The organism is Bradyrhizobium sp. CCBAU 51765 (genome assembly GCF_015291725.1).
Classification (GTDB): Bacteria; Pseudomonadota; Alphaproteobacteria; order Rhizobiales; family Xanthobacteraceae; genus Bradyrhizobium; species Bradyrhizobium liaoningense.
Window position 1 is genome coordinate 559,796 of the sequence record NZ_CP030038.1, and the last position, 24,904, is coordinate 584,699.

General features: G+C 64.8%; 26 protein-coding genes and 1 pseudogene. 12 read left to right on the plus strand and 15 right to left on the minus strand.

The features are described from left to right. Window positions 1-24: 24 nt before the first annotated feature. Window positions 25-1,038 carry a 1-aminocyclopropane-1-carboxylate deaminase gene (locus XH96_RS02605; protein ID WP_194394004.1) on the minus strand — a complete coding sequence of 338 codons (1,014 nt, stop codon included), beginning with the start codon at window positions 1,036-1,038 and terminating at the stop codon, window positions 25-27. A 164-nt stretch (window positions 1,039-1,202) separates the two neighbouring features. Between XH96_RS02605 and XH96_RS02610 the strand changes: the two genes are divergently transcribed. Next, window positions 1,203-1,667, plus strand: a complete 465-nt coding sequence (locus XH96_RS02610; RefSeq protein WP_194394005.1) for an Lrp/AsnC family transcriptional regulator — start codon at window positions 1,203-1,205, stop codon at window positions 1,665-1,667. A gap of 388 nt (window positions 1,668-2,055) precedes the next feature. Continuing rightward, window positions 2,056-2,616, plus strand: a complete 561-nt coding sequence (locus XH96_RS02615) for a carboxymuconolactone decarboxylase family protein (RefSeq protein WP_194390927.1) — start codon at window positions 2,056-2,058, stop codon at window positions 2,614-2,616. A 46-nt stretch (window positions 2,617-2,662) separates the two neighbouring features. Here the strand turns inward: XH96_RS02615 and XH96_RS02620 are convergent, their stop codons facing one another. Further along, complete coding sequence (locus XH96_RS02620) at window positions 2,663-3,535, minus strand: hypothetical protein (protein WP_194394006.1); 873 nt, start codon at window positions 3,533-3,535, stop codon at window positions 2,663-2,665. Window positions 3,536-3,750: 215 nt separating this feature from the next. On the opposite strand from XH96_RS02620, the gene XH96_RS02625 reads away from it, so the two are divergent. Beyond that, the gene (locus XH96_RS02625; RefSeq protein ID WP_194390928.1) at window positions 3,751-3,996 is read left to right on the plus strand and encodes a hypothetical protein; all 246 of its coding nucleotides are present in this window, start codon (window positions 3,751-3,753) and stop codon (window positions 3,994-3,996) included. Between the two features lie 13 nt (window positions 3,997-4,009). On the opposite strand, the gene XH96_RS02630 is transcribed toward XH96_RS02625, so the two are convergent. Further along, window positions 4,010-4,945 carry an alpha/beta hydrolase gene (locus tag XH96_RS02630; RefSeq protein WP_194390929.1) on the minus strand — a complete coding sequence of 312 codons (936 nt, stop codon included), beginning with the start codon at window positions 4,943-4,945 and terminating at the stop codon, window positions 4,010-4,012. Between the two features lie 144 nt (window positions 4,946-5,089). On the opposite strand from XH96_RS02630, the gene XH96_RS02635 reads away from it, so the two are divergent. Then, window positions 5,090-5,977: a branched-chain amino acid aminotransferase gene (locus XH96_RS02635; protein ID WP_194390930.1), complete on the plus strand. Its 888-nt coding sequence runs from the start codon at window positions 5,090-5,092 to the stop codon at window positions 5,975-5,977. Between the two features lie 137 nt (window positions 5,978-6,114). Here XH96_RS02635 and XH96_RS02640 read toward each other — a convergent pair whose 3' ends face one another. Beyond that, window positions 6,115-6,732, minus strand: coding sequence for a trans-aconitate 2-methyltransferase (locus XH96_RS02640; protein WP_194390931.1), 618 nt, complete (start codon window positions 6,730-6,732; stop codon window positions 6,115-6,117). 41 nt (window positions 6,733-6,773) lie between these two features. Then, entirely contained in the window at window positions 6,774-7,364 is a 591-nt protein-coding gene (gene phaR, locus XH96_RS02645) for a polyhydroxyalkanoate synthesis repressor PhaR (RefSeq protein WP_194390932.1), read from the minus strand. A gap of 307 nt (window positions 7,365-7,671) precedes the next feature. On the opposite strand from phaR, the gene XH96_RS02650 reads away from it, so the two are divergent. From XH96_RS02650 to XH96_RS02660, 3 genes are all read left to right on the plus strand, one after another. Then, window positions 7,672-8,850: an acetyl-CoA C-acetyltransferase gene (locus XH96_RS02650; RefSeq protein ID WP_194390933.1), complete on the plus strand. Its 1,179-nt coding sequence runs from the start codon at window positions 7,672-7,674 to the stop codon at window positions 8,848-8,850. Between the two features lie 241 nt (window positions 8,851-9,091). Further along, on the plus strand, window positions 9,092-9,817 hold the full coding sequence (gene phbB / locus XH96_RS02655) for an acetoacetyl-CoA reductase (RefSeq protein ID WP_194390934.1): 726 nt from the start codon (window positions 9,092-9,094) through the stop codon (window positions 9,815-9,817). A gap of 162 nt (window positions 9,818-9,979) precedes the next feature. Further along, the gene (locus XH96_RS02660; RefSeq protein ID WP_194390935.1) at window positions 9,980-10,849 is read left to right on the plus strand and encodes a DMT family transporter; all 870 of its coding nucleotides are present in this window, start codon (window positions 9,980-9,982) and stop codon (window positions 10,847-10,849) included. An 11-nt stretch (window positions 10,850-10,860) separates the two neighbouring features. On the opposite strand, the gene XH96_RS02665 is transcribed toward XH96_RS02660, so the two are convergent. Beyond that, a complete protein-coding gene (locus XH96_RS02665; RefSeq protein WP_194390936.1) occupies window positions 10,861-11,283 on the minus strand; it encodes a cupin domain-containing protein in 423 nt (140 codons plus the stop codon). Window positions 11,284-11,320: 37 nt separating this feature from the next. Next, window positions 11,321-12,088 carry a hydroxyacylglutathione hydrolase gene (gene gloB / locus XH96_RS02670; protein ID WP_194390937.1) on the minus strand — a complete coding sequence of 256 codons (768 nt, stop codon included), beginning with the start codon at window positions 12,086-12,088 and terminating at the stop codon, window positions 11,321-11,323. A 108-nt stretch (window positions 12,089-12,196) separates the two neighbouring features. On the opposite strand from gloB, the gene XH96_RS02675 reads away from it, so the two are divergent. Further along, window positions 12,197-12,943 carry a class I SAM-dependent methyltransferase gene (locus tag XH96_RS02675; RefSeq protein ID WP_061882663.1) on the plus strand — a complete coding sequence of 249 codons (747 nt, stop codon included), beginning with the start codon at window positions 12,197-12,199 and terminating at the stop codon, window positions 12,941-12,943. 134 nt (window positions 12,944-13,077) lie between these two features. Here the strand turns inward: XH96_RS02675 and XH96_RS02680 are convergent, their stop codons facing one another. The 5 genes from XH96_RS02680 to XH96_RS02700 form a co-directional block, all read right to left on the minus strand. Next, window positions 13,078-13,851 (minus strand): DUF4167 domain-containing protein, encoded by a 774-nt coding sequence (locus XH96_RS02680; protein WP_194390938.1) that lies wholly within the window; start codon window positions 13,849-13,851, stop codon window positions 13,078-13,080. Between the two features lie 462 nt (window positions 13,852-14,313). Beyond that, window positions 14,314-15,195, minus strand: coding sequence for a peptide chain release factor N(5)-glutamine methyltransferase (prmC, locus tag XH96_RS02685; protein ID WP_194390939.1), 882 nt, complete (start codon window positions 15,193-15,195; stop codon window positions 14,314-14,316). 3 nt (window positions 15,196-15,198) lie between these two features. Further along, complete coding sequence (gene prfA / locus XH96_RS02690; protein ID WP_194390940.1) at window positions 15,199-16,287, minus strand: peptide chain release factor 1; 1,089 nt, start codon at window positions 16,285-16,287, stop codon at window positions 15,199-15,201. A gap of 56 nt (window positions 16,288-16,343) precedes the next feature. Beyond that, window positions 16,344-18,611, minus strand: coding sequence for a phosphoenolpyruvate--protein phosphotransferase (gene ptsP, locus XH96_RS02695; protein WP_194390941.1), 2,268 nt, complete (start codon window positions 18,609-18,611; stop codon window positions 16,344-16,346). Between the two features lie 337 nt (window positions 18,612-18,948). Further along, the gene (locus XH96_RS02700; RefSeq protein WP_194390942.1) at window positions 18,949-20,205 is read right to left on the minus strand and encodes an aspartate kinase; all 1,257 of its coding nucleotides are present in this window, start codon (window positions 20,203-20,205) and stop codon (window positions 18,949-18,951) included. Window positions 20,206-20,359: 154 nt separating this feature from the next. On the opposite strand from XH96_RS02700, the gene XH96_RS02705 reads away from it, so the two are divergent. From XH96_RS02705 to XH96_RS02720, 4 genes and pseudogenes are all read left to right on the plus strand, one after another. Next, a complete protein-coding gene (locus XH96_RS02705) occupies window positions 20,360-20,827 on the plus strand; it encodes a PH domain-containing protein (protein ID WP_194390943.1) in 468 nt (155 codons plus the stop codon). A gap of 14 nt (window positions 20,828-20,841) precedes the next feature. Beyond that, a complete protein-coding gene (gene ubiG, locus XH96_RS02710) occupies window positions 20,842-21,609 on the plus strand; it encodes a bifunctional 2-polyprenyl-6-hydroxyphenol methylase/3-demethylubiquinol 3-O-methyltransferase UbiG (RefSeq protein WP_194390944.1) in 768 nt (255 codons plus the stop codon). Between the two features lie 108 nt (window positions 21,610-21,717). After that, window positions 21,718-21,998: pseudogene (locus XH96_RS02715) on the plus strand (GIY-YIG nuclease family protein). A gap of 264 nt (window positions 21,999-22,262) precedes the next feature. Further along, window positions 22,263-23,162 (plus strand): EamA family transporter, encoded by a 900-nt coding sequence (locus tag XH96_RS02720; protein ID WP_194390945.1) that lies wholly within the window; start codon window positions 22,263-22,265, stop codon window positions 23,160-23,162. Window positions 23,163-23,256: 94 nt separating this feature from the next. Here XH96_RS02720 and XH96_RS02725 read toward each other — a convergent pair whose 3' ends face one another. The 3 genes from XH96_RS02725 to grxC are packed head-to-tail and all read right to left on the minus strand — an operon-like array spanning window position 23,257 to window position 24,889. Further along, window positions 23,257-23,742 (minus strand): DUF1178 family protein, encoded by a 486-nt coding sequence (locus XH96_RS02725; RefSeq protein ID WP_194390946.1) that lies wholly within the window; start codon window positions 23,740-23,742, stop codon window positions 23,257-23,259. Next, on the minus strand, window positions 23,739-24,617 hold the full coding sequence (locus XH96_RS02730) for a carbon-nitrogen hydrolase family protein (protein ID WP_194390947.1): 879 nt from the start codon (window positions 24,615-24,617) through the stop codon (window positions 23,739-23,741). Before XH96_RS02730 ends, XH96_RS02725 begins: the two co-directional genes overlap by 4 nt. Continuing rightward, window positions 24,614-24,889, minus strand: coding sequence for a glutaredoxin 3 (grxC, locus tag XH96_RS02735; RefSeq protein WP_194390948.1), 276 nt, complete (start codon window positions 24,887-24,889; stop codon window positions 24,614-24,616). The genes XH96_RS02730 and grxC overlap by 4 nt, the downstream gene beginning before the upstream one ends. Between the last annotated feature and the right edge of the window lie 15 nt (window positions 24,890-24,904).

Here is a 24,904-nt window from a genome sequence, read left to right on the forward strand (position 1 = left end):
ACAAGACGAGGGCTACGCCCTCACTCACCCATTCCTGAACGCGTACGCATATCCGTTCAGCGCGGGGGCGCCGCCGAGATGGGCGTAGAGGATCTTCGCACCCTTCTCGAAATGGCCCTTCTTCGCGAGGTCGATCAGGCCCTGCATCGACTTGCCCTCGTAGACGGGGTCGGTGATCATGCCTTCGAGCCGCGCGGTGAGGCGGATCGCTTCCTTGGTCTCTTCCGAGGGCACGCCATAGGCGGGATAAGCGTAGTCTTCGATCAGCACGACGTCCTCGGCGACGAGGTCCTTGCCGAGCTCGACGAGCTTTGCGGTGTTCTGCGCGATCTCGAGCACCTGCGTCTTGGTCTGCGTAGGCGTAAAGGACGCGTCGATACCGATCACCTTGCGGGCGCGGCCATCGGCGGCGAAGCCGACGAGCATGCCGGCATGGGTGGAGCCGGTGACGGTGCAGACCACGATATAGTCGAACTTGAAGCCGAGCTCGGCTTCCTGCTTGCGCACCTCCTCCGCGAAGCCGACATAGCCGAGGCCGCCAAACTTGTGCACGGAGGCGCCGGCGGGAATCGCGTAGGGCTTGCCGCCCGCCGCCTTCACCTCCTCGATCGCCTGTTCCCAGCTCTTGCGGATGCCGATGTCGAAGCCTTCGTCGACCAGGCGGACATCGGCGCCCATGATGCGCGACAGCATGATGTTGCCGACGCGGTCATAGACCGCATCCTCGTGCGGCACCCAGGCTTCCTGCACGAGGCGGCACTTCATGCCGATCTTGGCCGCGACCGCGGCGATCATGCGGGTGTGGTTGGACTGCACGCCGCCGATCGAGACCAGCGTGTCGGCGTTGGAGGCGATCGCATCGGGGATGATGTATTCGAGCTTGCGCAGCTTGTTGCCGCCATAGGCGAGGCCGGAATTGCAGTCCTCGCGCTTGGCATAGATCTCGACATTGCCGCCGAGGTGTTTTGACAGTCGCTCCAGCTTCTCGATCGGCGTCGGGCCGAAGGTCAGCGGGTAGCGCGCGAATTTTTCCAGCATCATTGGTCATCCAGATTTGGCGGTGGCGTCTGAGGAACGGAGCTAGCATCGCCTCGGAAAAATGTGCTCTCGAATATTGGGTTAATCCTGAATATATCTTGCATGCTTCGGTTCAATGAGCCAGATTCCTTCCAAATTAGAGCTTACAAGTGAAAGCTTCTTCCGTGGTCGCTCGACTTGATCGCATCGACCTTAAGATACTGAGATTGCTTCAAAATAACGGCCGGCTCAGCAATGCCGAGCTGGCCGAGACGGTCGCGATCAGCCCCGCCACCTGCCATCGCCGCACTCAGCGGCTGTTCGAGGACGGCTTCATCGCCACCGTGCGCGCCATGGTCGCGCCGAAGAAGCTGGCAAGGGGCACGCTGGTGATGGTCGGCGTCGTGCTCGACCGCTCGACGCCCGAGAGTTTTGCCACCTTCGAAAAGGCCATCGCGAAGTTGAAATTCGTGCTCGACTGCCATCTGGTCGCCGGCGACTTCGACTACTTCCTCAAGATCCGCGTCGGCGACATGGAGGATTTCAACCGCATCCATGGCGAGCAGCTCATCGCGCTGCCCGGCGTGCGCCAGACCCGAACCTTCTTCGTGATGAAGGAAGTCGTCGACAACGCGCCGCTGGAGTTTTGAGCGACCAGACGCAATCCGTCGATCAAGGACGACGCCTGCAACAATTTCGTAAGAGCTCTCGAACAGATGCGTGATCGATGGCGCTTTGTGGTCAGGTCGACCGTACTTCGGCAACGGGACCACGGGGCCAATTCAAGCGCGAAAGAGCGAGTGGTGGCTTGAGCGAAATCACCGCGATCGCCGTCCTCGATAATCCAGCTGTCGAGTCCTGCGATCAGCTCGGCCATCCTATCCATGTTCCGCCGGCGACCAGCGCAGCGAGGGCATATCACGGTTGCACGCGTATTTCCGCACCACTTGCAAAATTGCACGACCGTCACGGCAACTTCACTTGCCACGCGCGGGCATGCGGGCGACCGTCACTTCTTCTCAACGAGGAGATCCTGCCGTGCGCCTTCCCATTCTCGATCCCAAGGATCTGACTGACGAACAGAAGCCGCTCTATGACGACATGCGAGCCGGCATCACGGACCATTTCAAGGGCTTTGTGAACATGCGCGACGACGGCGCGCTGCTCGGGCCCTGGAACCCCTGGATCCGCGAGCCGCGCTTCGGCAAGCCGGTGTGGGAGCTGGTCAAGGCGGTCGCGTCGAACCCGCTGCTGCCGGCGCCGGTGCGCGAGGTCGCGATCCTCGTCACCGGCTCGCATTTCCGGTCCGGTTACGAACTCTATGCCCACGTTCTGGTCGCCGAGCAGCGCGGTCTGTCCGACGAGAAGCTGGCGACCATCGTCGCCGGACAGCGGCCTGTCGATCTGACCAGGCAGGAGGGGGTCGCCTATGACATGGCTTCGGCCCTGGTCAGCGGTGGCGTGCTGCCGGAGCTGACCTATCGTGCGGCGGTGAAGGAGTTCGGCGAACACGGCGCGGCCGAGCTGTCCTATCTGGTCGGCGTCTACTGCATGGTCTCGGTCACGCTCAACACGTTCGACGTGCCGGTGCCGGATTAGCAGCGGCTTCGTTTCGTTTGAACATGGTCCTTTTCCGGGATCACGCTCAATTGCGCACGGCGTAGAGCGGCGTGCGCAACGTCAGCTGATAGGCGGGCTTCGGCGTCCACGCGATCTGTGCGGTGATGCCGAACAGGCGGTTGTCGTTGTCATCCATGCGATCGAGGTCGAGCCGCAGGACCGGCTGGGTGAAGGACTCCGCGAGCGTCCGTCCGGCGAGCTGCGCGCCGCCGAACGACTGCACGCCGAGGCGCCCGGTGAACTTCCAGTTGCTCGGCCATTGATAATAGCCGCCGGCATAGAGGATCGTGTTGGGCCGGATGCTGGCGAACGGGGTAGCGATGGTGGTGTATGTGTATTGCATGCCGGCCAGCCAGCCCCGCGTCTCGTCCTCGTCGAGCGCGTAGTCGAATTCCAGGATGTTGTTGAAGGAGTTCGTCATGCCCTGCTCGTTCGGGACGGACTGCGTCAGGGTCGATTGCAGGGTGATGGTCGGGATCCTGCCGCCGTTCTGCTGATACAGGTCGGCCTGCACGCCGATGTTCCAGCTGGTGATGTCGAACGTCGACCAGCCGCCACCGATATCCGCGGTCGAGCCCGACACGCCGCCATAGAGCGAGACGCGGTCGCTGACGTCGACGGTCAGCGGCAGGTCGATCGCGATGGCCTTTGCCGCCGGCAAGCCGTTCGGCAGCACCGTGCCACTACGCAACGCCAAGGTTTGGAGCGCGGCCGACAGCGAGGTGGTGCCGAAGCCGAGCCCGAGCGTGCCTGCGGGAATCATCGCGTAGCTGGTGCGGAGGTCGAGGTAGATGTTCGGAACAGCCGGCTTTGCCGGTGCGTCCTCGTCCGCCTCGGCGGCGAAGGCAGCGCTCGCTGAAACCGTCAGGCAGGCCAGCCCCAGCGCCATCGCGCGCAAAGCCGGACGATGCGGTGGGTTGCGAGTTGACACGTGACAATCCGACGCGTGAGGCTCAGGTGGCGGAAACGCACGCTAGATGGAACGTGATTGTTCCCGCGGTCAAGCGCTATCCGCAAACGATGGACTGTATCGACGCACGCGGCTACCCTGTCGTGACTGCACCGACACTCTCGCCGGCCAGAGTGCAGGCCAGACAACGGAGGACGACAGCCATGAACACGTCACGCCGCATCCTGCTCGCCGGAATGGCGGGGCTCGCCCTCGCTCCGACCGCTGCGGCGGCCGCACCGGCGCCAGTGGTCGACGATGTGACGGTTGCCGAAGAACGCTTTGCGCGCATGATCGCCGCCGCGCATGCTCCGGATGTCACTTGCGCACGGCATGCGGAGCGCTATGCGGATGCGCATTGGCCCGAATATCTTGCGGCCGCCAGAGCCGTTCTCGACGCGCGCGTGTGATTCTCACACTCACTCACTGCTTCACCGCCCTCCGCACCTGTTCGCCGATCTGCGACAGCACGAGCTGGGCCTGCGGCAGGATCGCGCCCATGGCGTGGAAATTGTGGACCATGCCGTCGTGGCAGACATGCTCGACGGCGACGCCCGCGGCGAGCAGCTTGCGGGCATAGGCATTGCCTTCGTCGCGCATCGGGTCGTACTCGGCGGTATGGATGATCGCGGTCGGCAGTCCCGTCAGCCGTCCCGCGCGCAACGGAGAGACGCGGGGGTCGGCGGCGTCGATGCCCTCGGGCAGATAATCGGAAAGATCGGCTTCGATCGTGACGCGGTCGATCAGGTGGCCCTCGGCAAAGGCCTCGCGCGAGGGCGAGGTTTCCTCGAAGTCCAGCACCGGGCAGATCAGGCATTGCGCGGCGATGGAGAGACCGGCGGTCTGCGCCGCCTCCTGGCACACGACCGCAGCGAGCGTTGCGCCGGCGGAATCGCCGCCGATCACCAGGCGGTCCGCGTCGATGCCGAGCGATTCCGCCTCGCGCGCCACCCATTCGGTGGCGGCGATCGCGTCGTCGATGGCGGCGGGGAATCTGTGCTCGGGCGCGAGCCGGTAGTCGACCGACACGAGGCGGCAACCGGTGGCATGCGCCAGCGCGGCCGCGATGCGGTCGTGCGTGGCAATGCTGCCGGCGACGAGCCCGCCGCCGTGAAAGAACACGAAGCCCGGTGCAAGCTCCCCGGCGCTTGCCGGCGTGTAGAGGCGATAGGGCAGTTCACTGGCGCGGCCGATCAGCACGCCGTCGGACGTCGTCACGTCCGGCGCCTCGGCACGCGCGAACTGCATCAGCTTTGCCAGCGATTGCCGCCGCGCCTCCACGCTGGGCCGGCTCCGCGCCTGCGGCGCAGCCGCAGCCATCATGGTCAACAAACGCTTTGCGAGCGGATCGAGCGGCATGGCGGACTCCGTATCATTGCCCGCACTATAGCCGGTTTGGCCTGTTTTACCCTCCCCCTCCAGGGGAGGGTGGCTAGTCCCCGCAGCAAATCGTTTAGAAATTGGGACAATAGTGCCCGGATATTTCCTAAGGGGAGGCCGGTCATGGCCGAGATCAAGAAGCCCATCGACTATTCGCCGAGCTGGACCTTCTTCGAGGGCAAATGGCACGAGGGCAATGTGCCGATCATGGGCTCGCGCACGCATGCGGCCTGGCTTGGCTCGATCGTGTTCGACGGGGCGCGCGCGTTCGAGGGTGTGGCGCCTGATCTCGACCGGCACGTCGCCCGCGTCAATCAATCGGCGATCCATTTTGGCCTGAAGCCGTTGCTCGATACCGGCGCCTGGCTGACGCTCGCGCAGGAAGGCATTGCCCGATTTGCAGCGGATGCCGAACTCTATATCCGTCCGATGTACTGGGCGCAGAACGGGAGCGGTGGCGGCGTGCTGTTCGACCCCGAGACCACCAATTGGTGCCTGTGCATCTACGTGGCGCCGATGCCAAAGCCGGTCGGCAATGCGATCACGCTGTCGCCGTTCCGCAGGCCCACCGCCGAATGCGCGCCGGTCGAGGCCAAGGCGGCCTGCCTCTATCCGAACAATTCGCGCGCACTCGCCGAGGCCGCCGCGCGCGGCTTCAACAACGCGTTGATGCTCGACATGCTCGGCAACGTCGCCGAGTTCGGCAATTCGAATGTGTTCATGGCGAAGGACGGCGTGGTCTTTACGCCGGTGCCGAACGGCACTTTCCTGAATGGCATCACGCGCCAGCGTGTCGTCAGCCTGCTTCGCGCCGACGGAGTCACCGTGGTCGAGAAGACGCTGCGCTATGCCGATTTCCTTGCCGCCGACGAGATCTTTTCATCCGGCAATTTCGCCAAGGTCGCGCCCGTGATCCGCATCGACGAGCGCGAGCTGAAGCCGGGCCCGTTCTGCGCGAGGGCGCGCAAACTCTATTGGGATTTCGCGCATGCGGTGAAGCTGGCGGCGTAGCTGCCTTTACTTCGCTGTCATCGCCCACTTGATCGGGCGATCCAGTATTCCAGAGACAGTTGTGGTTCCTCGATAAGCCGCGGCGTACTGGATGCCCCGGTCAAGCCGGGGCATGACACCGTTTCTAGAGGCTTCTTCTAAAGGCTTCGCGTAAACCGGCTGAACTGAAACGCCTGCGTCGAATCCCACGGCGTGTGATGCGTCTCGCTGCGCGTCTCGACGAGCTCAAACTCCGGCCCGAGCTCTGCTGCAAGGCTCGCGCTGTCGTGGCGCTGAACCGGCAGGCCGCTGCATTTCTCGGGACCGTCGGGCGCGAACGTGCCGATGATGACTTGTCCGCCGGGGCTAAGCGCTGCCCGCAGGCGCTCGACGTAGGCCGCTCTGTCGCGCGGGTCGGTCAGGAAATGAAACGCGGCGCGATCGTGCCAGACGTCGTAGGACTTCGCCGGCTGCCACGTCGTGGCGTCGGCAACGATCCAGTCGACGGTCGAACCGGTTTTGCCGATTCGCTTCTTCGCCGCATCAAGCGCGTTGGCAGAGAGATCAAGCACGGCGACGTCGCGATATCCGTCCTGCAGCAGCGCATCGACCAGCCGCGAGGCGCCGCCGCCGATATCGATGATGGCTGCGCCATGATCAGGATTGGCCGCGCGGATCATCTCGAGCGAAATTGTCGGGCTGTCCTGAAACCAGCTGACCTCGGCTTCGCCCTTGGTGGCGTAGACATGGTCCCAATGGGTGCTTCGGCCAGACATGGCTCGTCTCCGGCGTGCCGGGGGCCGGTGCAAATGAAAGACTACTCGTCCTTCTTCGACATCCGCTCGAGGCGTTCCTGCATCTCCTTCATCTGCTGGCGCAGATCGTCGATATTGCTGTCCTTCGCCGGCTCGGTACTCGCATCGGCCTCCGGCTCGGCAGTGGTGGTCGGACGGGGCGCCGCGAACGGCTTGAACATCGAGAAGGTCTGCTGGAACAGCTCCATGTTGCGGCGGACTTGCTCCTCCAGCGGAGCAAAAGGAGTGCCGGACAGCGTATTGGCGATCTGCTTGCGGAACTTCTCCTGCTCCTGCGTCAGCGTCGCGATCGACTGCTCCAGATATTTCGGCACCACCATCTGCATGCTGTCGCCATAGAAGCGGATGAGCTGGCGCAGGAAGGTGGTCGGCAGCAGGTTCTGGCCGGCCTTGTTCTCCTGCTCGAAGATGATCTGGGCGAGCACGGAGCGGGTGATGTCGTCGCCGGTCTTGGCGTCATAGACCAGGAAGTCTTCACCGTCCTTGACCATGGCGGCGAGGTCTTCCAGCGTCACGTAGGTACTCGTTCCGGTGTTATAGAGCCGGCGGTTCGCGTATTTCTTGATGGTGGTGGGTTGGTCTGATTTCGCCATGGGCTCTCACTTGCAAACGCGGAGAACGGGAACCTGTCGGGCAATGCCGCAGGGCGGGAAGAGTACGCAACGCAACAAAATAAGCATTTTCAAAGGGCTCACGCTACCGTTTTGTGCGGCACGGTTAATTGCAGAGCAAAATCTTGCTTGCGAAAGCGCCAAGAACGCTATTTTGAATGCGTTGCGGCATGAATTCGGAGACCGTCCGATTGACATGCCTCAACGACGTTAACAGGATGCCATTCGAGACTGGCGAGCCGTCTTTTCCCCAGCCCCGTCTGCCCCCTTTCAAACCCAGGAGATGCCCATGTCAGACGATGTCGTCATCGTCAGCGCCGCCCGCACCCCGGTCGGAAGCTTCAACGGAGCGTTCGCGACCCTTCCCGCCCATGACCTCGGCGCCATCGCCATCAAGGCCGCGCTGGAGCGCGGTGGCATCGAGCCCGGCCGGGTCTCCGAAGTCATCATGGGTCAGATCCTGACCGCCGCCCAGGGCCAGAACCCGGCCCGCCAAGCGTCGATCGCCGCCGGCATTCCGGTGGAGAGCCCCGCCTGGGGAGTCAACCAGCTGTGCGGCTCGGGCCTGCGCACGGTCGCGCTCGGCTATCAGGCGCTGCTCAACGGCGATTCCGAAATCGTGGTCGCCGGCGGCCAGGAATCCATGAGCATGGCCCCGCACGCCCAGCACCTGCGCGGCGGCGTCAAGATGGGCGGGCTCGAACTGGTCGACACCATGATCAAGGACGGTCTGTGGGATGCCTTCAACGGCTACCACATGGGCAACACCGCCGAGAACGTCGCACGGCAGTGGCAGATCACGCGCGCCCAGCAGGATGAGTTCGCGGTCGCCTCGCAGCAGAAGGCGGAGGCTGCGCAGAAGGCCGGCAGGTTCAACGACGAGATCGTCCCCGTCACCATCAAGACCCGCAAGGGCGACGTTGTCGTCAGCGCCGACGAATATCCGCGTCATGGCGCCACGCTCGACGCGATGGCTAAGCTCAAGCCCGCCTTCGAGAAGGATGGCACGGTGACCGCCGGTTCGGCCTCCGGGATCAACGACGGCGCCGCCGCCGTGGTGCTGATGACCGCCAAGCAGGCGGCCAAGGAAGGCAAGAAGCCGATCGCGCGCATCGTGTCCTGGGCGCAGGCCGGCGTCGATCCGAAGATCATGGGCTCGGGCCCGATCCCGGCCTCGCGCGCCGCGCTGAAAAAGGCTGGCTGGAGCGTCGGCGATCTCGACCTGATCGAGGCCAACGAAGCCTTCGCGGCACAGGCCTGCGCCGTCAACAAGGATCTCGGCTGGGACACCTCCAAGGTCAACGTCAATGGCGGCGCGATCGCGATCGGCCATCCGGTCGGCGCATCCGGCGCACGCGTGCTGGTGACGCTGCTGCACGAAATGCAGAAGCGTGATTCGAAGAAGGGCCTGGCCACGCTGTGCATCGGCGGCGGCATGGGCATCGCCATGTGTGTGGCGCGCGACTGACGAAAACCTTGCACGGAGCTGACGCGTGCGCTGCACACGTCAGCGCGTGCGTTGCACGCGACCAAAAAGGCAGCGGTTGCAAATCAAATATTCTTCGCAACCACGCAGGCCTCGACTAAAGAGAAACGCCCGGCTCACGCCGGGCGTTTTGTTCTTGATGTCCGTCAAACGTCCCGCATAATCCGTAGCTAAAAACAATCACGTCAGAAGCGTCCGAAGAGTCCAAGGGAAGGAATACGATATGGCACGTGTTGCACTGGTGACGGGTGGTACGCGGGGCATCGGAGCGGCAATCAGCAAGGCGCTGAAGGCGGCCGGCTACAAGGTCGCGGCGAACTATGCCGGCAACGATGCGGCGGCGGAGAAGTTCAAGGCCGAGACCGGCATCGCCGTCTACAAATGGGACGTCAGCAACTTCGACGCCTGCGCGGAGGGCGTGAAGAAAGTCGAAGCCGATCTCGGGCCGATCGAGGTGCTGGTCAACAATGCCGGCATTACCCGGGATACCGCCTTCCACAAGATGACGCTCGATCAGTGGACCGCCGTCATCAACACCAATCTGGGCTCGCTGTTCAACATGACGCGCCAGGTCATCGAGGGGATGCGCGCGCGCAAGTTCGGCCGCATCATCTCGATCTCGTCGATCAACGGCCAGAAGGGGCAGTTCGGTCAGGTCAACTATTCCGCGGCGAAGGCCGGCGACGTCGGCTTCACCAAGGCGCTCGCGCTCGAGAACGCCAAGGGCGGCATCACCGTCAATGCGATCTGCCCGGGCTACATCAACACCGAAATGGTGCAGGCGGTGCCGAAGGACGTCCTGGAGAAGAACGTGATCCCGCAGATCCCGGTCAGCCGGCTCGGCGAGCCCGAAGAGATTGCGCGCGCGGTCGTGTTCCTCGCGGCCGACGAGTCCGGCTTCATCACCGGCTCAACCCTGACGGTCAACGGCGGCCAGTACATGGTGTGATGCGATCGCATCACGCGGGCTGATATTTTCCACGTCGTCATGCCCGGACTTGTCCCGGGCATGATGCCCTGTCATTCCGGGGCGCCGCGCCAGCGGCGAACCCGGAATCTCGAGGTCCCGGGTTCGGCTCTTCGAGCCGCCCCGGAACGACGAGGCCCTGGAATGACTCCCCGCACCGCGACGCTGATCGGATTGACCGCGATCCTGATGTGGTCGCTGCTGTCAGTGATGACGGTGGCGACCGGAAAGATCCCGGCGTTCCAGCTCGCCGCGATGACCTTCGCGATCGGCGGTGTCGTTGGGCTGTTCACCTGGATCGGGCGGAGCGAGGCGGCGAAAAGCCTGCGTCAACCGCTCGCCGTCTGGGTCGTCGGCGTCGGTGGCCTGTTCGGCTATCATGCGCTGTATTTTCTCGCGCTGCGCTTTGCGCCGCCGGCCGAAGCGGGCCTTCTGAACTACCTGTGGCCGCTGCTCATCGTGCTGTTCTCGTCATTCCTGCCCGGCGAGCGGCTGGCCGCGCATCACATCATCGGCGCAGTCCTCGGCCTCGTCGGCACCGTGCTGCTGTTCGCCGGCAATACCTCCGGCTTCGCGCCGGGGACGCTGCCGGGATTGATCGCGGCCTTCATCGCCGCTTTCGTCTGGGCGACCTATTCGGTGCTGTCGCGCCGTTTGAAGGCGGTGCCGACCGACGCGGTCGCGGGCTTCTGCCTCGCCACCGCCGTGCTCGCCGCAGTGATGCATGTCGCGCTGGAGACCACCGTGTGGCCGGAGACCACGCTGCAATGGCTTTCCGTGATTGCACTCGGCATCGGCCCCGTCGGCGCTGCCTTCTACGCCTGGGACATCGGCATGAAACGCGGCGACATCCACGTGCTCGGCGCCGCCTCCTACGCGACGCCGCTGCTCTCGACGGGATTCCTCATCGCTGCCGGGTTCGCCAAGGCCAGCGCCAACATCGCCCTTGCTGCGATCCTCATTGCCGGGGGAGGTCTGATCGCGGCCAAGGATATGGTGCTGCGAAAGCGATGATTGGCGTGGAGCTACGGCTCCCAGCCGGGCGGTGCGAGCTCGAAGCCTGCGAACTCGAACGCGGGCGCCACGGTGCAGCCGACCAGCGTCCATTCGCCCGTGGTTTCCGCCATCTGCCAGGCCTGCGCCGGCACGATCGCCTGCGGCCGCTCGCCGCCGACGAGGTCGGTGCCCAGCCGCACCTCATGCTGGGAGCAGCCGTCATGGGCGATGCGCAGCATCAAGGGGCTGCCGGCGTAGTAGTGCCACGTCTCGACCGCATCGACGCGATGCCAGTGCGAACGCTCGCCGCGAGCCAGCAGGAAGTAGATCAGCGTCGAGCGCGAACGCCCGTTGGCGTCCGTGGCCAGATCGCGAAAGGTTTCGCGGTAATGCCCGCCTTCGGGATGCGGCCGGAGTTCGAGGCGCGCGATGATCTCGGCTGCGGTCGGCATCGATCCCCGTCAGGATTTGTTCTTCAGGACTTGTTCTTCAGGATTTGTTCTTGCGCTCGCGCAGTTCGCCGAACACCGCGGCGGCGTCCGCGCCCTTCATGTGCAGCTTGGCCGCGACCGCCGGCTCATCGGCGCGCAGGAATACGTTGGCGCGCTTCTCCTCGCCCAGCAGCACGGGAATGGTCGGCTTGTTCTCGGCCCGGAGCTTCGCCACTTCCGCGGCGCGCGCCTGGAGCGCCGCGTTGTCCGGCTCGATGGTGAGCGCGAACTTGACGTTGGACGCGGTGTATTCGTGGCCGCAATAGAGCTTGAAGTCGTCGGGCAGCGCCCGCAGCTTCAGAAGCGAATCCCACATCATCGGGTAGGTGCCCTCAAAGACGCGGCCGCAGCCGATCGAGAACAGCGTGTCGGCGGCGAAGACCGTCTTCTCGGTGTCGAACACGTAAGAGATGTGGTCGAGCGTGTGGCCGGGCGTCTCCACGACACGCGCCAGCAAATTGCCGATCTTCACCACGTCGGCGTTGGCGACACGCAGATCGACATTCGCGATCTCAGTCGTCTTGTCGTGCGGCGCCACGACGCGGCAATTGTATTTCTGCTTGAGTTCGGCAACCCCGCCGACATGATCGCCATGATGATGGGTGATCAGGATGTCGGTGAGCTGCCAGCCCTCGCGCTCCAGGGCCTGGAGGATGGGACCGGCCTCCGGCGCGTCGATCGATGCCGTCGCCTTGGTTTCCACATCGTGGATCAGATAACCGAAATTGTCGTTTAAACAGGTGAAAGTACGAATTTCGGCGGCCATGTCGTCTCCATCGGGCTCAGCCCCGCCAGACAAATATGGCGTTAACGTTGCGCAGGCAATGCAATATTCCGCGCGCAGCGGCGGCCATGCGCATGTTACATTGCCGTCATGACCATCGACGTCGTCGACCTCCGCGAGTTCTATTCCCGCCGCCTCGGGATCGTGGCGCGGCAAATGATCAATCGCGGCATCAGGGAGCGCTGGCCAAGCGCCGAGGGTCAGCGCGTGCTCGGCATTGGTTATCCCACGCCCTATCTGGGATTGTTCCGCGAGGACGCCGAACGCTGCATCGCCTTCATGCCGGCGGCCCAGGGTGTCCTGAAATGGCCGACGGGACGACCGGCGCTGGCCTCGCTGGTCGACGAATACTCGCTGCCGCTTCCCGACGCCGCGGTCGACCGCATCCTCCTGGTCCACGCGCTGGAGATGTCGGACGATCCGGCCGCGCTGCTGCGCGAGGTGTGGCGCGTACTGTCGCCGTCCGGGCGCGTGATTGCCGTGATCCCGAACCGGCGCGGGGTGTGGACCCGCACCGACAGCACGCCCTTCGGTCACGGCCGGCCCTATTCGCGCTCGCAGATCACCGAGCTGCTGCGCCAGACCTGGTTCACGCCGACCGCCTGGGGCGAGGCGTTGTTCATGCCGCCCTATGCCGGAGGCTGGGTGCTGAAATCGGCGCAGATGTGGGAGCGCGCCGGCGCAGCGCTGTCACTGCCCTTTGCCGGCGTCCATATCGTGGAGGCGACCAAGCAGGTCTACCGCGCGATCCCTGCCAAGCGCGAGCGCGCGCGGCTCATTCCCTCGCTCGCGAAGCCGGTGCTGGTGCCGTCCCAGACGACAGCGACGCGCGGCTAGCTTCACCTCTCCCTATCGGAGAGGTGGCCCGTGCTTGCGGCTCCCACAGATTGAACCAACGCGCACCGTCAAAAACAAATCGTCCCGACGCGAGGCCGGGACGATTTCAGTTCAGGACATCAGATCAGAAGTGGCTACTCGCCGGGGGCGACCTCGTCGCTGGACGCGACCGGGGCGGCCTCGCGCTCGGGGCGCGGGCCATGCGGCCGGCGCCGCCGCCGCGGATAGCGCTCGCCGCCACCGGCGCCCTCGAACCCGCCCTGGCCGCCATTGGCGGCGACATTCACTTGCGGCTGTGCGCCGGTGATGAAGGAGGGCAGGCGGTCGACGTTGCCGGCATCGGCGATGACGGGCTGCGGCTGGTTGGCGGGTTGCGGCTGATATTGCGGCTGTGCACGATGATCGCGTTCACGGTGCTCGCGCGGCTGCTGGTTGTCGCGCTGATAGGGCTGCTGGCCGTCGCGCTGCTGATGATCACGCTGGTGGTGATCGCGCGGGCCATCGCGGTCACGCGTGAAGGGCTGCTGCGGAGGCTGGGGGACGAAACCCGGCTCCTGGCCGAAGGCCGAGAAATTCTCGCCGTCATCCTCGCCGTCGTCGCTGCTGCTGACGGGCTCATCGCCGCGCGGCTGCTGGTTCTGGCGGAACTGCTCCTGGGCCGCCGCGATCAGGCGGAAGTAATGCTCGGCATGCTGGTAGTAGTTCTCGGCTGCAACGGGGTCGCCGGAGGAGCGCGCATCACGCGCAAGCTGGAGATACTTTTCAGCGATGTGCGAAGCGGTGCCGCGAATCTTGATGTCTGGTCCGTTGGACTCGTAGACCCGGGTCATCGGGTTCTGGCCGCGCCGGTTGTTGTTGTTATTGTTGTTGCGGTTGCGCATCCGCTGCTTGTTCTGACCGTTTCTCATGTCCTGCCTTCGATTCCAGCCCTAAAGGTTGCACGCATTACTGATTGCTAGGAGTGACCTGGGGACAGCGGCTCACATCTCTCGCGCGCACCCCGCGCAAGCCGGATCGAGCCCTGCCAATGTTCGTCGACCGTCGCGTTCAACAAAGACGCGTTCCCCACCCGCCAGCATTCATTGCCAGCGAACCCATTCATTTCGCCTGCCGAAACAAGCCCAGCTTTCTTGCGTAAGTCTTCAAGCGCAATATCAGGCTTTCGTTCACGTTGCGGTCGGAGAGCAGCGCAGCTCCACTGGCCATCGCGCTCAACAGGACCTGCGGCTTGGAACCTTTAAATCAGTAAAGCTCTCGCCCGAGAGCCCGGCTTTCACCCGTAGGTATACGGGGCCGGCACCGATGTGTTGAACGGAACGTAGTCGTTCCCAGGCGATATTCCAAGAGGTTTTTGCAGCCCAATCCGGCTTTTATGGGGGCATTTTTCGGGCCGAAACGGCCCGCGGAATGCCCGCCAGGTCGGCCTTGGGCGGCCGGTCAATTGATAACGCGGCGCCCCTCATCAAGGTTTCAATATTTTCGGCCTGGCCCTGTCCGGCCTCGACGATCACCGCACCGCCGGGCGCGAGCCGTTCGGCCGCCTGGGGGATCAGCGCGCGGTAGGCGTCATATCCGTCATTGCCCCCGTCGAGCGCCAGATGCGGATCGTGCCCGCGCACCTCGATGCTTAGTTTCGGAATCTCGGCCGAGGGAATATAGGGCGGATTCGAGACGATGAGATCAAACGGGCCGCGGAGCGCAGCGGCGTAGGAGCAGGCGACGAAGGTGGCGCGGTCGGCGAGGCCGAGCGCGGCGGCATTGTCCCTGGCGGTTCTGAGCGCGTTCTGGCTGAGATCGGTGCCGACGCCGAAAGCATCCGGAATTTCGTGCAGCAGCGCGAGCAGGATCGCGCCGGATCCGGTGCCGATGTCGGCGATACGCGGCGGATGAGACGCCTGCCGCTCGCGAAATATCTCGAGTGCAAGCTCGACCACGGTCTCGGTATCGGGGCGCGGGACCAGGGTTGCTTCCGACAAGCGAAATGGCAGGCCCCAGAACTCGCGTGTTCCGAGGATGCGCGCCACCGGCTCGCCGGCGATGCGGCGCTGCGCATGCTGCGCGAGCCGCGATGCTTCGGCCGCGGTGAGGGGACGGGCAGCCTGCGCGACCAGGCCGGTGAGGTCGAGACCGAGCACCGCACCGATCAGGATGCGGGCGTCGAGCTCGGCTTCGTCGAGCTGTGCCGATCTCAACAGCGCAGCAAGCGTGCGCCGCGCACCCTCGATGGATTGTCCGGTGAAGGGGTTGCTCACGCCTCAGGCCGCCGCCGCACCTTGCGCAGCGAGCTGTGCGGCCTGGTGCTCCGTCGTCAGTGCGTCGATCAATTCGCCCAGGGCTTCACCCGCGATCACCTGCGGCAGCTTGTAGAGCGTGAGGTTGATGCGGTGATCGGTGACGCGCCCTTGCGGAAAATTATAGGTGCGGATGCGCTCGGAGCGGTCCCCCGAGCCGACCTTCTCCTTGCGCTCGGCGGAGCGTGCGGCGTCGACGCGTTGCCGCTCGGCGTCGTAGATGCGCGAGCGCAGGATGTTCATGGCGGAGGCGCGGTTCTTGTGCTGCGAGCGGCTGTCCTGCATCATCACCACGATACCGGTCGGGATGTGGGTGATGCGGATCGCCGATTCGGTCTTGTTGACGTGCTGGCCGCCCGCTCCTTGCGCGCGCATGGTCTCGATCCGCAGGTCATCGTTCTTGATGTCGACGTCGACGTCCTCGACCTCCGGCAGCACGGCCACCGTCGCGGCGGAGGTGTGGATGCGTCCCTGCGTTTCGGTGTCGGGCACGCGCTGCACGCGGTGCACGCCGGACTCGAACTTCAGCTTCGAGAACGCGCCGCGGCCCTGCACCTCCGCGATGATTTCCTTGTAGCCGCCGACGGTGCCTTCGCTGGCCGAGATCACCTCGACCTTCCAGCCCTGAAGGCTGGCAAAGCGCTCGTACATTCGGAACAGGTCACCGGCGAACAGCGAAGCTTCGTCGCCGCCGGTACCGGCACGGATTTCCAGCACCACGTTGCGGTCGTCCATGGCGTCCTTCGGCAACAGCGCGATGCGGATCTTCTGGACCAGCTCCTCGATCTTTGGCGTCAGCTCGTCGCGTTCGGCCTCTGCCATGCTGCGCATCTCGGCATCGGTCGCGGGATCGGCGATCAGCGCCTCGGTATCCGCGAACTCCTTGACGGCCGAGCGATAGGCCTTCACCGCCTCCACCAGCGGGGTGATCTCGGCGAGCTCGCGCGTGATCTGCACATAGCGCTCGGAGGTGAGCTGTCCGAGCGATTCGGCCTCGAGCGAGGCGTGATGCGCGAGCAGGACGTCCAGTTTGGCTTCGGGGAGTGACGACATCGGTTCAGTCTCAATAGCGGCAAGAGGCGAGGCGACAGGACGCGGCGACAGGCCCGCTACAAGGCCAGGCCTTCGGCCTCGGCAAATTCCGTCAGCTTCTGCCGGATCGAGACGCTGCCGGCCGGCGCGTCCAAGAGCGGGCCAAGCATCGCCTCGGCCTTCTTGGCGTCGAGGTCGAGCACCATCGCCTTGACCGGGCCGAGCGCAGTCGCCGAGAGCGACAGCGAGCGATAGCCCAGCGCGATCAGCGCCAGCGCGCCGATCGGCTTCGATGCCATCTCGCCGCACAGCGAGAGCGACTTCTTCGCCGCGTGCGCATTGCGTGCGATGTCGCGCAGCGCGCGCAGGATCGGCGCCGACATGGTGTCGAAGCGTTCGGACACCTTGGCATTGCCGCGATCGACCGCGAACAGGAACTGGAACAGATCGTTCGAGCCGACGGAGATGAAATCGACCTTCTTCAGGAGCTCGTCGAGCTGGTAGAGCAGGGCCGGCACCTCGACCATGGTGCCGATGTCGATTCGTTCAGGCAGCGTGTGGCCGTGCTGGCGCAGATATGTCAGCTCGCGCTCGACCAATGCCTTGGCCGCATCGAATTCGGCGACCTCCGAGATCATCGGGAACATGATGCGCAGCGCGCGGCCGCCGCCGGCGCGCAGCAGCGCGCGGATCTGGCCGCGCAGCAGGCCGGGACGATCCAGCCCGAGCCGGATCGCGCGCCAGCCGAGCGCGGGATTTTCCTCGATCACGGCTTCCATATAGGGCAGCGCCTTGTCGCCGCCGATGTCGAGGGTGCGGAAGGTGACGGGCTTGCTGCCGGCCGCGTCCAGCACGGTGCGATAGAGCGCGAGCTGGTCGCTGGTGCGCGGCAGGCTCTGGCCGACCATGAATTGCAGCTCGGTGCGGAACAGGCCGATGCCGGCGCTGCCGGTGTCCTCGATATGCGGCAGGTCGATGGCCAGCCCTGCGTTGATCATCAGCTCGACCTTCTGGCCGTCCTTGGTGACGCAGGGCCGGTCGCGCAGCGCCAGATACTGGGCCTGGCGGCGGGCGCGGAAGCGCACGCGCTCGGCGAAGGCGGCCTCGATCTCTTGCGACGGGCGCACATAGATCGAGCCCGAGGTCCCATCGACGATGATGGCATCGCCGGGATCGGCGATGCCGGGTGCGTTCGGCACTTCGCCGACCGCGGGAATGCCGAGCGCGCGCGCCACGATCGAGACGTGCGAATTGGCAGTGCCTTCCTCCAGCACGATGCCGCGCAGACGCTTGCGGTCGTAGTCGAGCAGCGCCGCCGGGCCCATCGCGCGGGCGATGACGATGGCATTGTCGGGCAGTTGTTCGCGCGACGGCGCGTGATCCTGGCCGACCAGCTGCCGCATCAGGCGGTAGCCGAGGTCTTCCAGGTCGTGCAGGCGGTCGCGCAAGTAGGGATCGGTCGAGCGCAGCATGCGCGCGCGGGTGTCGGATTGCACGCGCTCGACGGCGGCTTCCGCGGTGAGGCCGGTGGCGACCGCTTCGTGCAGCTTGTGCGACCAGCCCTGGTCGTTGGCGAACATGCGGTAGGCTTCCAGCACCTCGCGATGCTCGCCGCCGTCGGCGACGTCGCCGCGCTCCAGCATGCGGTCGAGGTCGGCGCGCAGCTTGGCGAGCGCGGTGTCCAGCCGCTTGATCTCCTTCGGCAGATCCTCGGCGATGTAGTCCTTGATGACGACGCGGGGCTCGTGCAGCACGACATGGCCGAGCGCGATCCCCTCGGACAGAATCGCGCCGACCTTCTGCGCGGAATGGCGCGCCGCAGGCTCCTGGCCCGGCTGGGCCAGCGCGGACAGCTCGCCCGAGGCGATCAGCTCGGCCAGCACCATCGCGGTGGTCTGGAGTGCCTCGAGCTCCTCCTCGACATAGTTGCGCTTGGCGCGGTTCTGCACCACCAGCACGCCGAGCGTGTTGCCGGCGCGCAGGATCGGCACGCCGAGGAAGGAGTGGTAGATCTCTTCGCCGGTCTCGGGGCGGAACGAGAAGGCCGGGTGGCTCTGCGCATCGCTCAAATTGAGCGGCGTCGCCTCGCTGGCGACGAGGCCGACCAGGCCCTCATGGGCGCTGAGCACCGTATGGTGCACCGCCTCGCGATTGAGACCTTCAGTGGCGTAGAGCTCGAGCGTGTTGTCGATGCGCAGCACGTAGACCGAGCACACCTCGGCCACCATGTTGGCGGCGATCAGCACCACGATCTTGTCCAGCCGCTCCTGGGCCGAGACCTGCTCCGCCATGGTTTCGCGGAGCCGTCTCAATAAGACGCGGGGACCTCCCGACGCGCTCCGCATGAACCGTCAATCTCCTCCGTCTGCCGGGCCCGGCGGTATCCGCCGGCGGCTGGCCCAAAATTCCAGAAAAACAACCGAATTGTTTGTCCGGCGCAGGCACAAGTCCAAATCTACTTGAGATTTAGCGATTGTACCGAATCAGCGCCGCCTGAACTGGGACACAGTCTGCGGCAGCCCACCCTGTCCGCCGTATAGCGAATTGAGGCTTGTTTTGCCAAGCAAAACGCCTGCCAAACGCGAAGGTGTGTACACCCAAGCGTTTGCTGCGACCGCTAAGAGAAAATTAGCCCGGGCATGGTCCGGAAAAGCGCGAAGCGGTCTTCCGGCGGGGCGCGCTTTAAGCCTGATCGAGGCCGTAGAGCGTATGCAGGGTGCGCACCGCCAGCTCGGTATAGGCGGCATCGATCAGAACCGAGAATTTGATCTCGGAGGTTGTAATGGCCCGGATGTTGATGTTCCGCCCGGCGAGGGCCGAGAACGCCTGGGCGGCGACGCCGGCATGGCTGCGCATGCCGCTGCCGATCACCGAGATCTTGGCGACGTCGGTGGCGGTATCGAGCCGCGCATAGCCAATCTTGGCCTTGGCAGCGGTAATCGTATCCTTGGCGCGGGTATAGTCGGCGGCGGGCACCGTGAAGGTGAGGTCGGTGGTCTTGCCGTCCTCGGAAACATTCTGCACGATCATGTCGACGTTGATGTTGGCATCCGCCAGCGGGCCGAAGATCGAGGCCGCGACGCCGGGCTTGTCCTCGATCTGGCGCACCGAGATCTGGGCCTCGTCCTTCGAAAAGGCGATGCCGGTGACGACGTGGCTTTCCATGATCTCCTCCTCGCTGCAGATCAGCGTGCCGGGCGGCTGGTTGGCATGCGGGTCGATATCCTCGGGCTTGTCGAAGCTCGAGCGGACGAAGATCGGCATGTTGTGGACCATGCCGAGTTCCACCGAGCGGACCTGGAGCACCTTGGCGCCCTGCGAGGCCAGTTCCAACATGTCTTCGAACGCGATCTTGTCGAGCCTCTTGGCCTTCGGCACGATTCGCGGGTCGGTGGTGTAGACGCCGTCGACGTCGGTATAGATGTCGCAGCGGTCCGCCTTGACGGCGGCGGCGATCGCCACGGCCGAGGTGTCGGAGCCGCCGCGGCCGAGCGTGGTGATGCGGTTGGTCTCGGGATTGATGCCCTGGAAGCCGGCGACGACCGCGACCTCCTTGCGCTCCCTAAAGCGCTTGATGATCTCGCTGCCGTCGATGTCCTCGATCCGCGCCGAGGCATGGGCGTCGCTGGTCTTGATCGGAATCTGCCAGCCCTGCCAGGAGCGGGCCTGGATGCCCATGCCCTGGAGCACGATGGCAAGAAGGCCCGACGTCACCTGTTCGCCCGAGGCGACCACGGCGTCGTATTCGCGCGCGTCGTGCATCGGCGAGGCCTCGGTGCACCAGGCGACCAGCTCGTTGGTCTTGCCGGCCATCGCCGAGACGACCACGGCCACTTCATGGCCGGCATCGACCTCACGCTTCACATGGCGTGCGACGTTGCGGATACGTTCGATGTTGGCGACGGACGTGCCGCCGAATTTCATCACGAGGCGGCTCATGACGACGCGTGCATTCCTTCATAAGGATCAGTATGGTGACCCGCGATTGGACGGGTGCCTCGCGGACACCGACGCGCGTATACATAGCGGCGGGGCCGGGGGCAAGCGGGTTCCTGCGGGGGCAGGGCGCGGGGGAAGTAGGTTAACCGAGATCATGGCGCGCTATATCGACGAGATCCTGCAACCGGGCGAGCGGGTGCTGTATTCGACCAATGCGCACTGGATCTTCTACTTTCCGGCCATCGTGGCCTGGATCGTGGCGCTGGCCCTGTTCGTGCTGTCCCGGCAGGCCACCGCCGACTGGCTCGTCCTGCTTTGCCTGGTCGCCTCGGGTCTCGTGGCTCTGGCGGCCTTGTATTGGACCATCAAGGGCTGGTTCCATCGCTTCACCACCGAGACCGACGTCACCAATCTCAGGGTCGTGCACAAGACCGGTTTCATCAAGCGCCGAACCTTCGAGATGGCGCTGGACAAGGTCGAGAGCGTCGACGTCGACCAGTCCATTCTTGGACGTATTCTCAACTACGGCGACGTAACGATTCGCGGCGTCGGCGAGGGCATCGAGACGATCAGGACCATCGCCTCGCCGCTCGCCTTCCGTAGTTCGATCACCACGCGGTAGGACCGCGCGCAACCATGAGCATGCAGCAAAATACTTCCCTTTCCGCCCAGCCGGGCTCCACCGTCGACGCCGCCGAGATCGCGAAATTCTCAAAGCTCTCCGCGGAGTGGTGGGACCCCAAGGGCAATATGGCGCCGCTGCACCGGATCAACCCGCTGCGGCTCGGCTATATCCGCGATGCCGCCTGCCGCAAGTTCGAGCGCAACGTGCGCAGCCTGAATTGCCTCGGGTCCTTGCGCGTGCTCGACATCGGCTGCGGCGCCGGCCTCTTGTGCGAGCCGCTGTCGCGGCTGGGCGCACAGGTCATCGGCATCGATCCTTCCCAGAGCAACATCGCGGCCGCAAAGCTGCACGCCGACAAGAGCCATCTTGCCATCGACTATCGCTGCACCACGGTGGAGGAGATCGACCCGCGCGAGCGCTTCGACATCGTGCTGGCGATGGAGGTGGTCGAGCACGTCACCGACGTCGGCGTCTTCCTGAAGCGCTGCGCCGCGATGCTGAAGCCGAACGGGCTCATGGTGGTCTCGACGCTGAACCGCAACTGGAAGAGCTTCGCGCTCGCGATCGTCGGCGCCGAATACGTGCTACGCTGGCTGCCGCGCGGCACCCATGAATGGAACAAGTTCGTCACCCCCGACGAACTCGCGAAACACCTGCTCGACAACCGCCTCGTCATCACCGAGCAGACCGGCGTGGTCTACTCACCCTTCGCCGACAAATGGTCGCTCTCGTCCGACATGGACGTGAACTACATGGTGGTCGCGGAAGGGATGGTATGAGGGCGGCAGCAGGATGCGAGCTGCCTCTCCACAAACGGCGTCGTCCATGCGAACGCAGGGATCCATAACCACAGGCCCCCGTGGTTAGCAAAGACAGGCGCTCCGAGTATGTACTACGTCTACATCCTCGCCAGCCGCCATCGCGGCACGCTTTACATCGGCATCACCAACTCGCTCCAGAAACGCCTGGAAGAGCATCGCGCAGTAAAGGCTCGGAGTTCGTCAAGCGCTATGGCGTGCACCGCCTCGTCTACATCGAGACCTACGAGCGGGCGGACGAGGCGATCGCCCGCGAAAAGCAGCTCAAGCGCTGGAAGCGCGACTGGAAAATCGAGCTGATCGAGCGGGATAATCCGGAGTGGCGTGATCTGAGCGATCTCTTGGTTTGATACGAAAGGTCCGTGCCAAGCCCCCACTGTCGTCCCTGCGAACGCAGGGACCCATACCGCGGAATCTATCGGAGGCGGACGGTGTTGGATGCTCGGCTTGGCAGCTACCGCAAAAACTTCTCCCTGGGGTTATGGGTCCCTGCGTTCGCAGGGACGACGACGGAGTTTGTGGCGAGAGCATCGCACCCATGACCCCCATGCGGTTGACCGATCAAGCCGCAGCTTGCAGGTTGGCCGCATCTTTTCCTGCTAACGCACCCCCCAATGCTCACCGTCACCAGCCTCTGGATTCCCTTCACCATCGTTGCTGCGCTCGGCCAGGTCGCGCGCAATGCGATGCAGCGGTCGTTGACGAAGCCGCTGGGGACCTGGGGTGCGACCAATATCCGCTTCCTGTTCGGCTTTCCATTCTCGGTGCTGTTCCTCGCCGTAGTGCTGCTTGCGACCGGCGATCATCTGAGCATGCCGCCGAGCGTGTTCTGGCCCTGGCTGCTGTTAGGGGCGCTCAGCCAGATCGTCGCCACCGGCCTGATGCTGCTCGCGATGAACGACCGCTCCTTCGTGGTGACGACGGCGTATCTGAAGACGGAAGCGATCCAGACCGCGATCTTTGGCTTCGTCTTCCTCGGCGATCACCTCACCTGGCTCAAGGTGCTCGCGATCGTGATCGCGACCGTCGGCGTCGTCATCACTGCGCTGCGGCCGGGCGGCGAGAAGAGCTTTGCCGAACTGAAGCCGACCATCACCGGCCTCGTTGCCGCTGCGGCGTTCGCGTTGTCCGCAGTCGGTTTTCGCGGCGCGATCATCACGGTGCCGAACGTGTCGTTCGTGACGGCTTCCTCGTTCACGCTGGTGCTCGGCCTGTTCGTGCAGACGCTGGTGCTGACGATCTATCTGCTTCTACGCGCGCCGGACGTATTGCGGGGAATCCTGGGATTATGGCGGCCGTCGATGCTCGCCGGCTTCACGGGCGCCTTCGCCTCGCAATTCTGGTTCCTGGCGTTCGCGTTGACGGCGGCCGCCAATGTCCGCACGCTTGCTTTGATCGAGGTGCTGTTCGCGCAGGCCGTGGCCTACTACTCGTTCAAGCAGCCGATCGCGCCGCGCGAGCTCGCAGGGATCGCGCTGATCGTGGTCGGCGTGGCAGTGCTGGTGGGAGTGTAGCAGTCATTCCGGGGCGATGCGCAGCATCGAACCCGGAATCTCGAGATCCCGGGTCTGGTCCTTCGGACCATCCCGGCATGACGCGCTCCGCGCGTCAGTTCCGGTCTTCCGGGAGCGTCGGCAGCGGCGAGACTTCGATGCCTTCGTCGATCAGCGACTTCGCCTCTTCCGGCGAGGCTTCGCCATAGATCGGACGGTGCTCCTTGTCGCCGTAGTGCATCGCGCGAGCCTCGTTGGCAAAGCGCTCGCCGACATTGTCGGCGTTCTTGACGATATGATCGCGCAGCTCCTTGAGCTTGGCGCGCAGCTCGCGCTCCTGCGCCATCAGCAGCGAGGTCGGTCCTGACGGAGCAGCATCGGGCGTCGTGGCCGCGGCGACCGGCTCCGGCGGGGGCGTCGCGCGGCCACGGCCCTTCTTGCCGACGATGCGTGGCGCCATGATCGCCTTCTCGACCTTGGCCGAGCCGCAGATCGGGCAGGTCACGAGCTTCCGCTTCACCTGCGAATCATAGGCCGACGAGCTCTGGAACCAGCTCTCGAAGGCGTGGTCCCGGTCGCAGCGAAGGGCGTAGCGGATCATGCCGAGCCCCGCACGAGGTGCAAATGGTCGGGCCCCGCCTTGGGATCGGAGACGCCGAAGCGGCGGCCGTGCTGGAGCGAGGGAATCGCCCGGCGGGCGGTCTCGACCCTGGCCGGATCGATCCTGGCCATGATGATGCCGGGCTCGACGTCGCCCTCGGCGAGGATATCGCCCCAGGGATCGATGATCAGCGAATGGCCGTAAGTCTCGCGCTTGTTCTCGTGCAGGCCGGCCTGGGCCGCGGCGAAGACGAAGCAGCCGGTCTCGATCGCGCGTGCGCGCAGCAGCACGTGCCAATGCGCTTCGCCGGTCTTGCGGGTGAAGGCCGACGGCACCGTGATGAAATACGCGCCGCTCTCGGCGAGCGCGCGGTAAAGTGCCGGGAAGCGCACATCGTAGCAGATCGTCAAGCCCACGCGGCCCCAGGGCAGATCGGAGATCACGGCGGTCTCGCCCGGCTGGTAATTGGCGGATTCGCGATAGCTCTCGCCGTCCGGCAGCTCGATGTCGAACATGTGGATCTTGTCGTAGCTCGCGAGCACATCGCCCTCGGGCCCGATCAGGAAGGACCGGTTGACCGCCTTCTCCGGCGAGAAGCGCAGCGCCAGCGAGCCGACATGGAGATGAATCTTCAATTCCGCCGCGAGCGCGCGGTAGGCCTTCAGCGAAGCGTCGTCCTCTTCACTCTGCAGATGCTCGAACAATGCCTTGCGGTTCAGCTGCATCATGTTGCTGACTTCGGGCGTCTGCACGTAGTCGGCGCCGTTGGCCGCAGCCTGCCGGATCAGTTTCGTTGCCTGTTCGAGGCTCGGCTCGGGCATCAGGCCGGTGCGCATCTGCACCATGGCCGCGGTGAAGGTGCGATTCTCGCTCATGAGACCGCCTTGACGCTCTCGAGCAGGCCGTCGAGCTTGCCGTCGCGGTCGAGCGCATAGAGTTCGTCGCAGCCGCCGACATGGGTGCCGCCGATCCAGATCTGCGGGAAAGTCGAACCTTGGCCGGCGCGGCCGTACATTTCCTGGCGCCAGGACGGGTTCTTGGCGACGTCGAATTCGGTGAAGGTCGCCTTCTTGCGGGTCAGCAGGGACTTGGCGGCGGAACAATAGCCGCAGCCCGGCCGGGTGTAGATCTCGACAGCAGCAGTCATTCGTCTGGCGCTCTC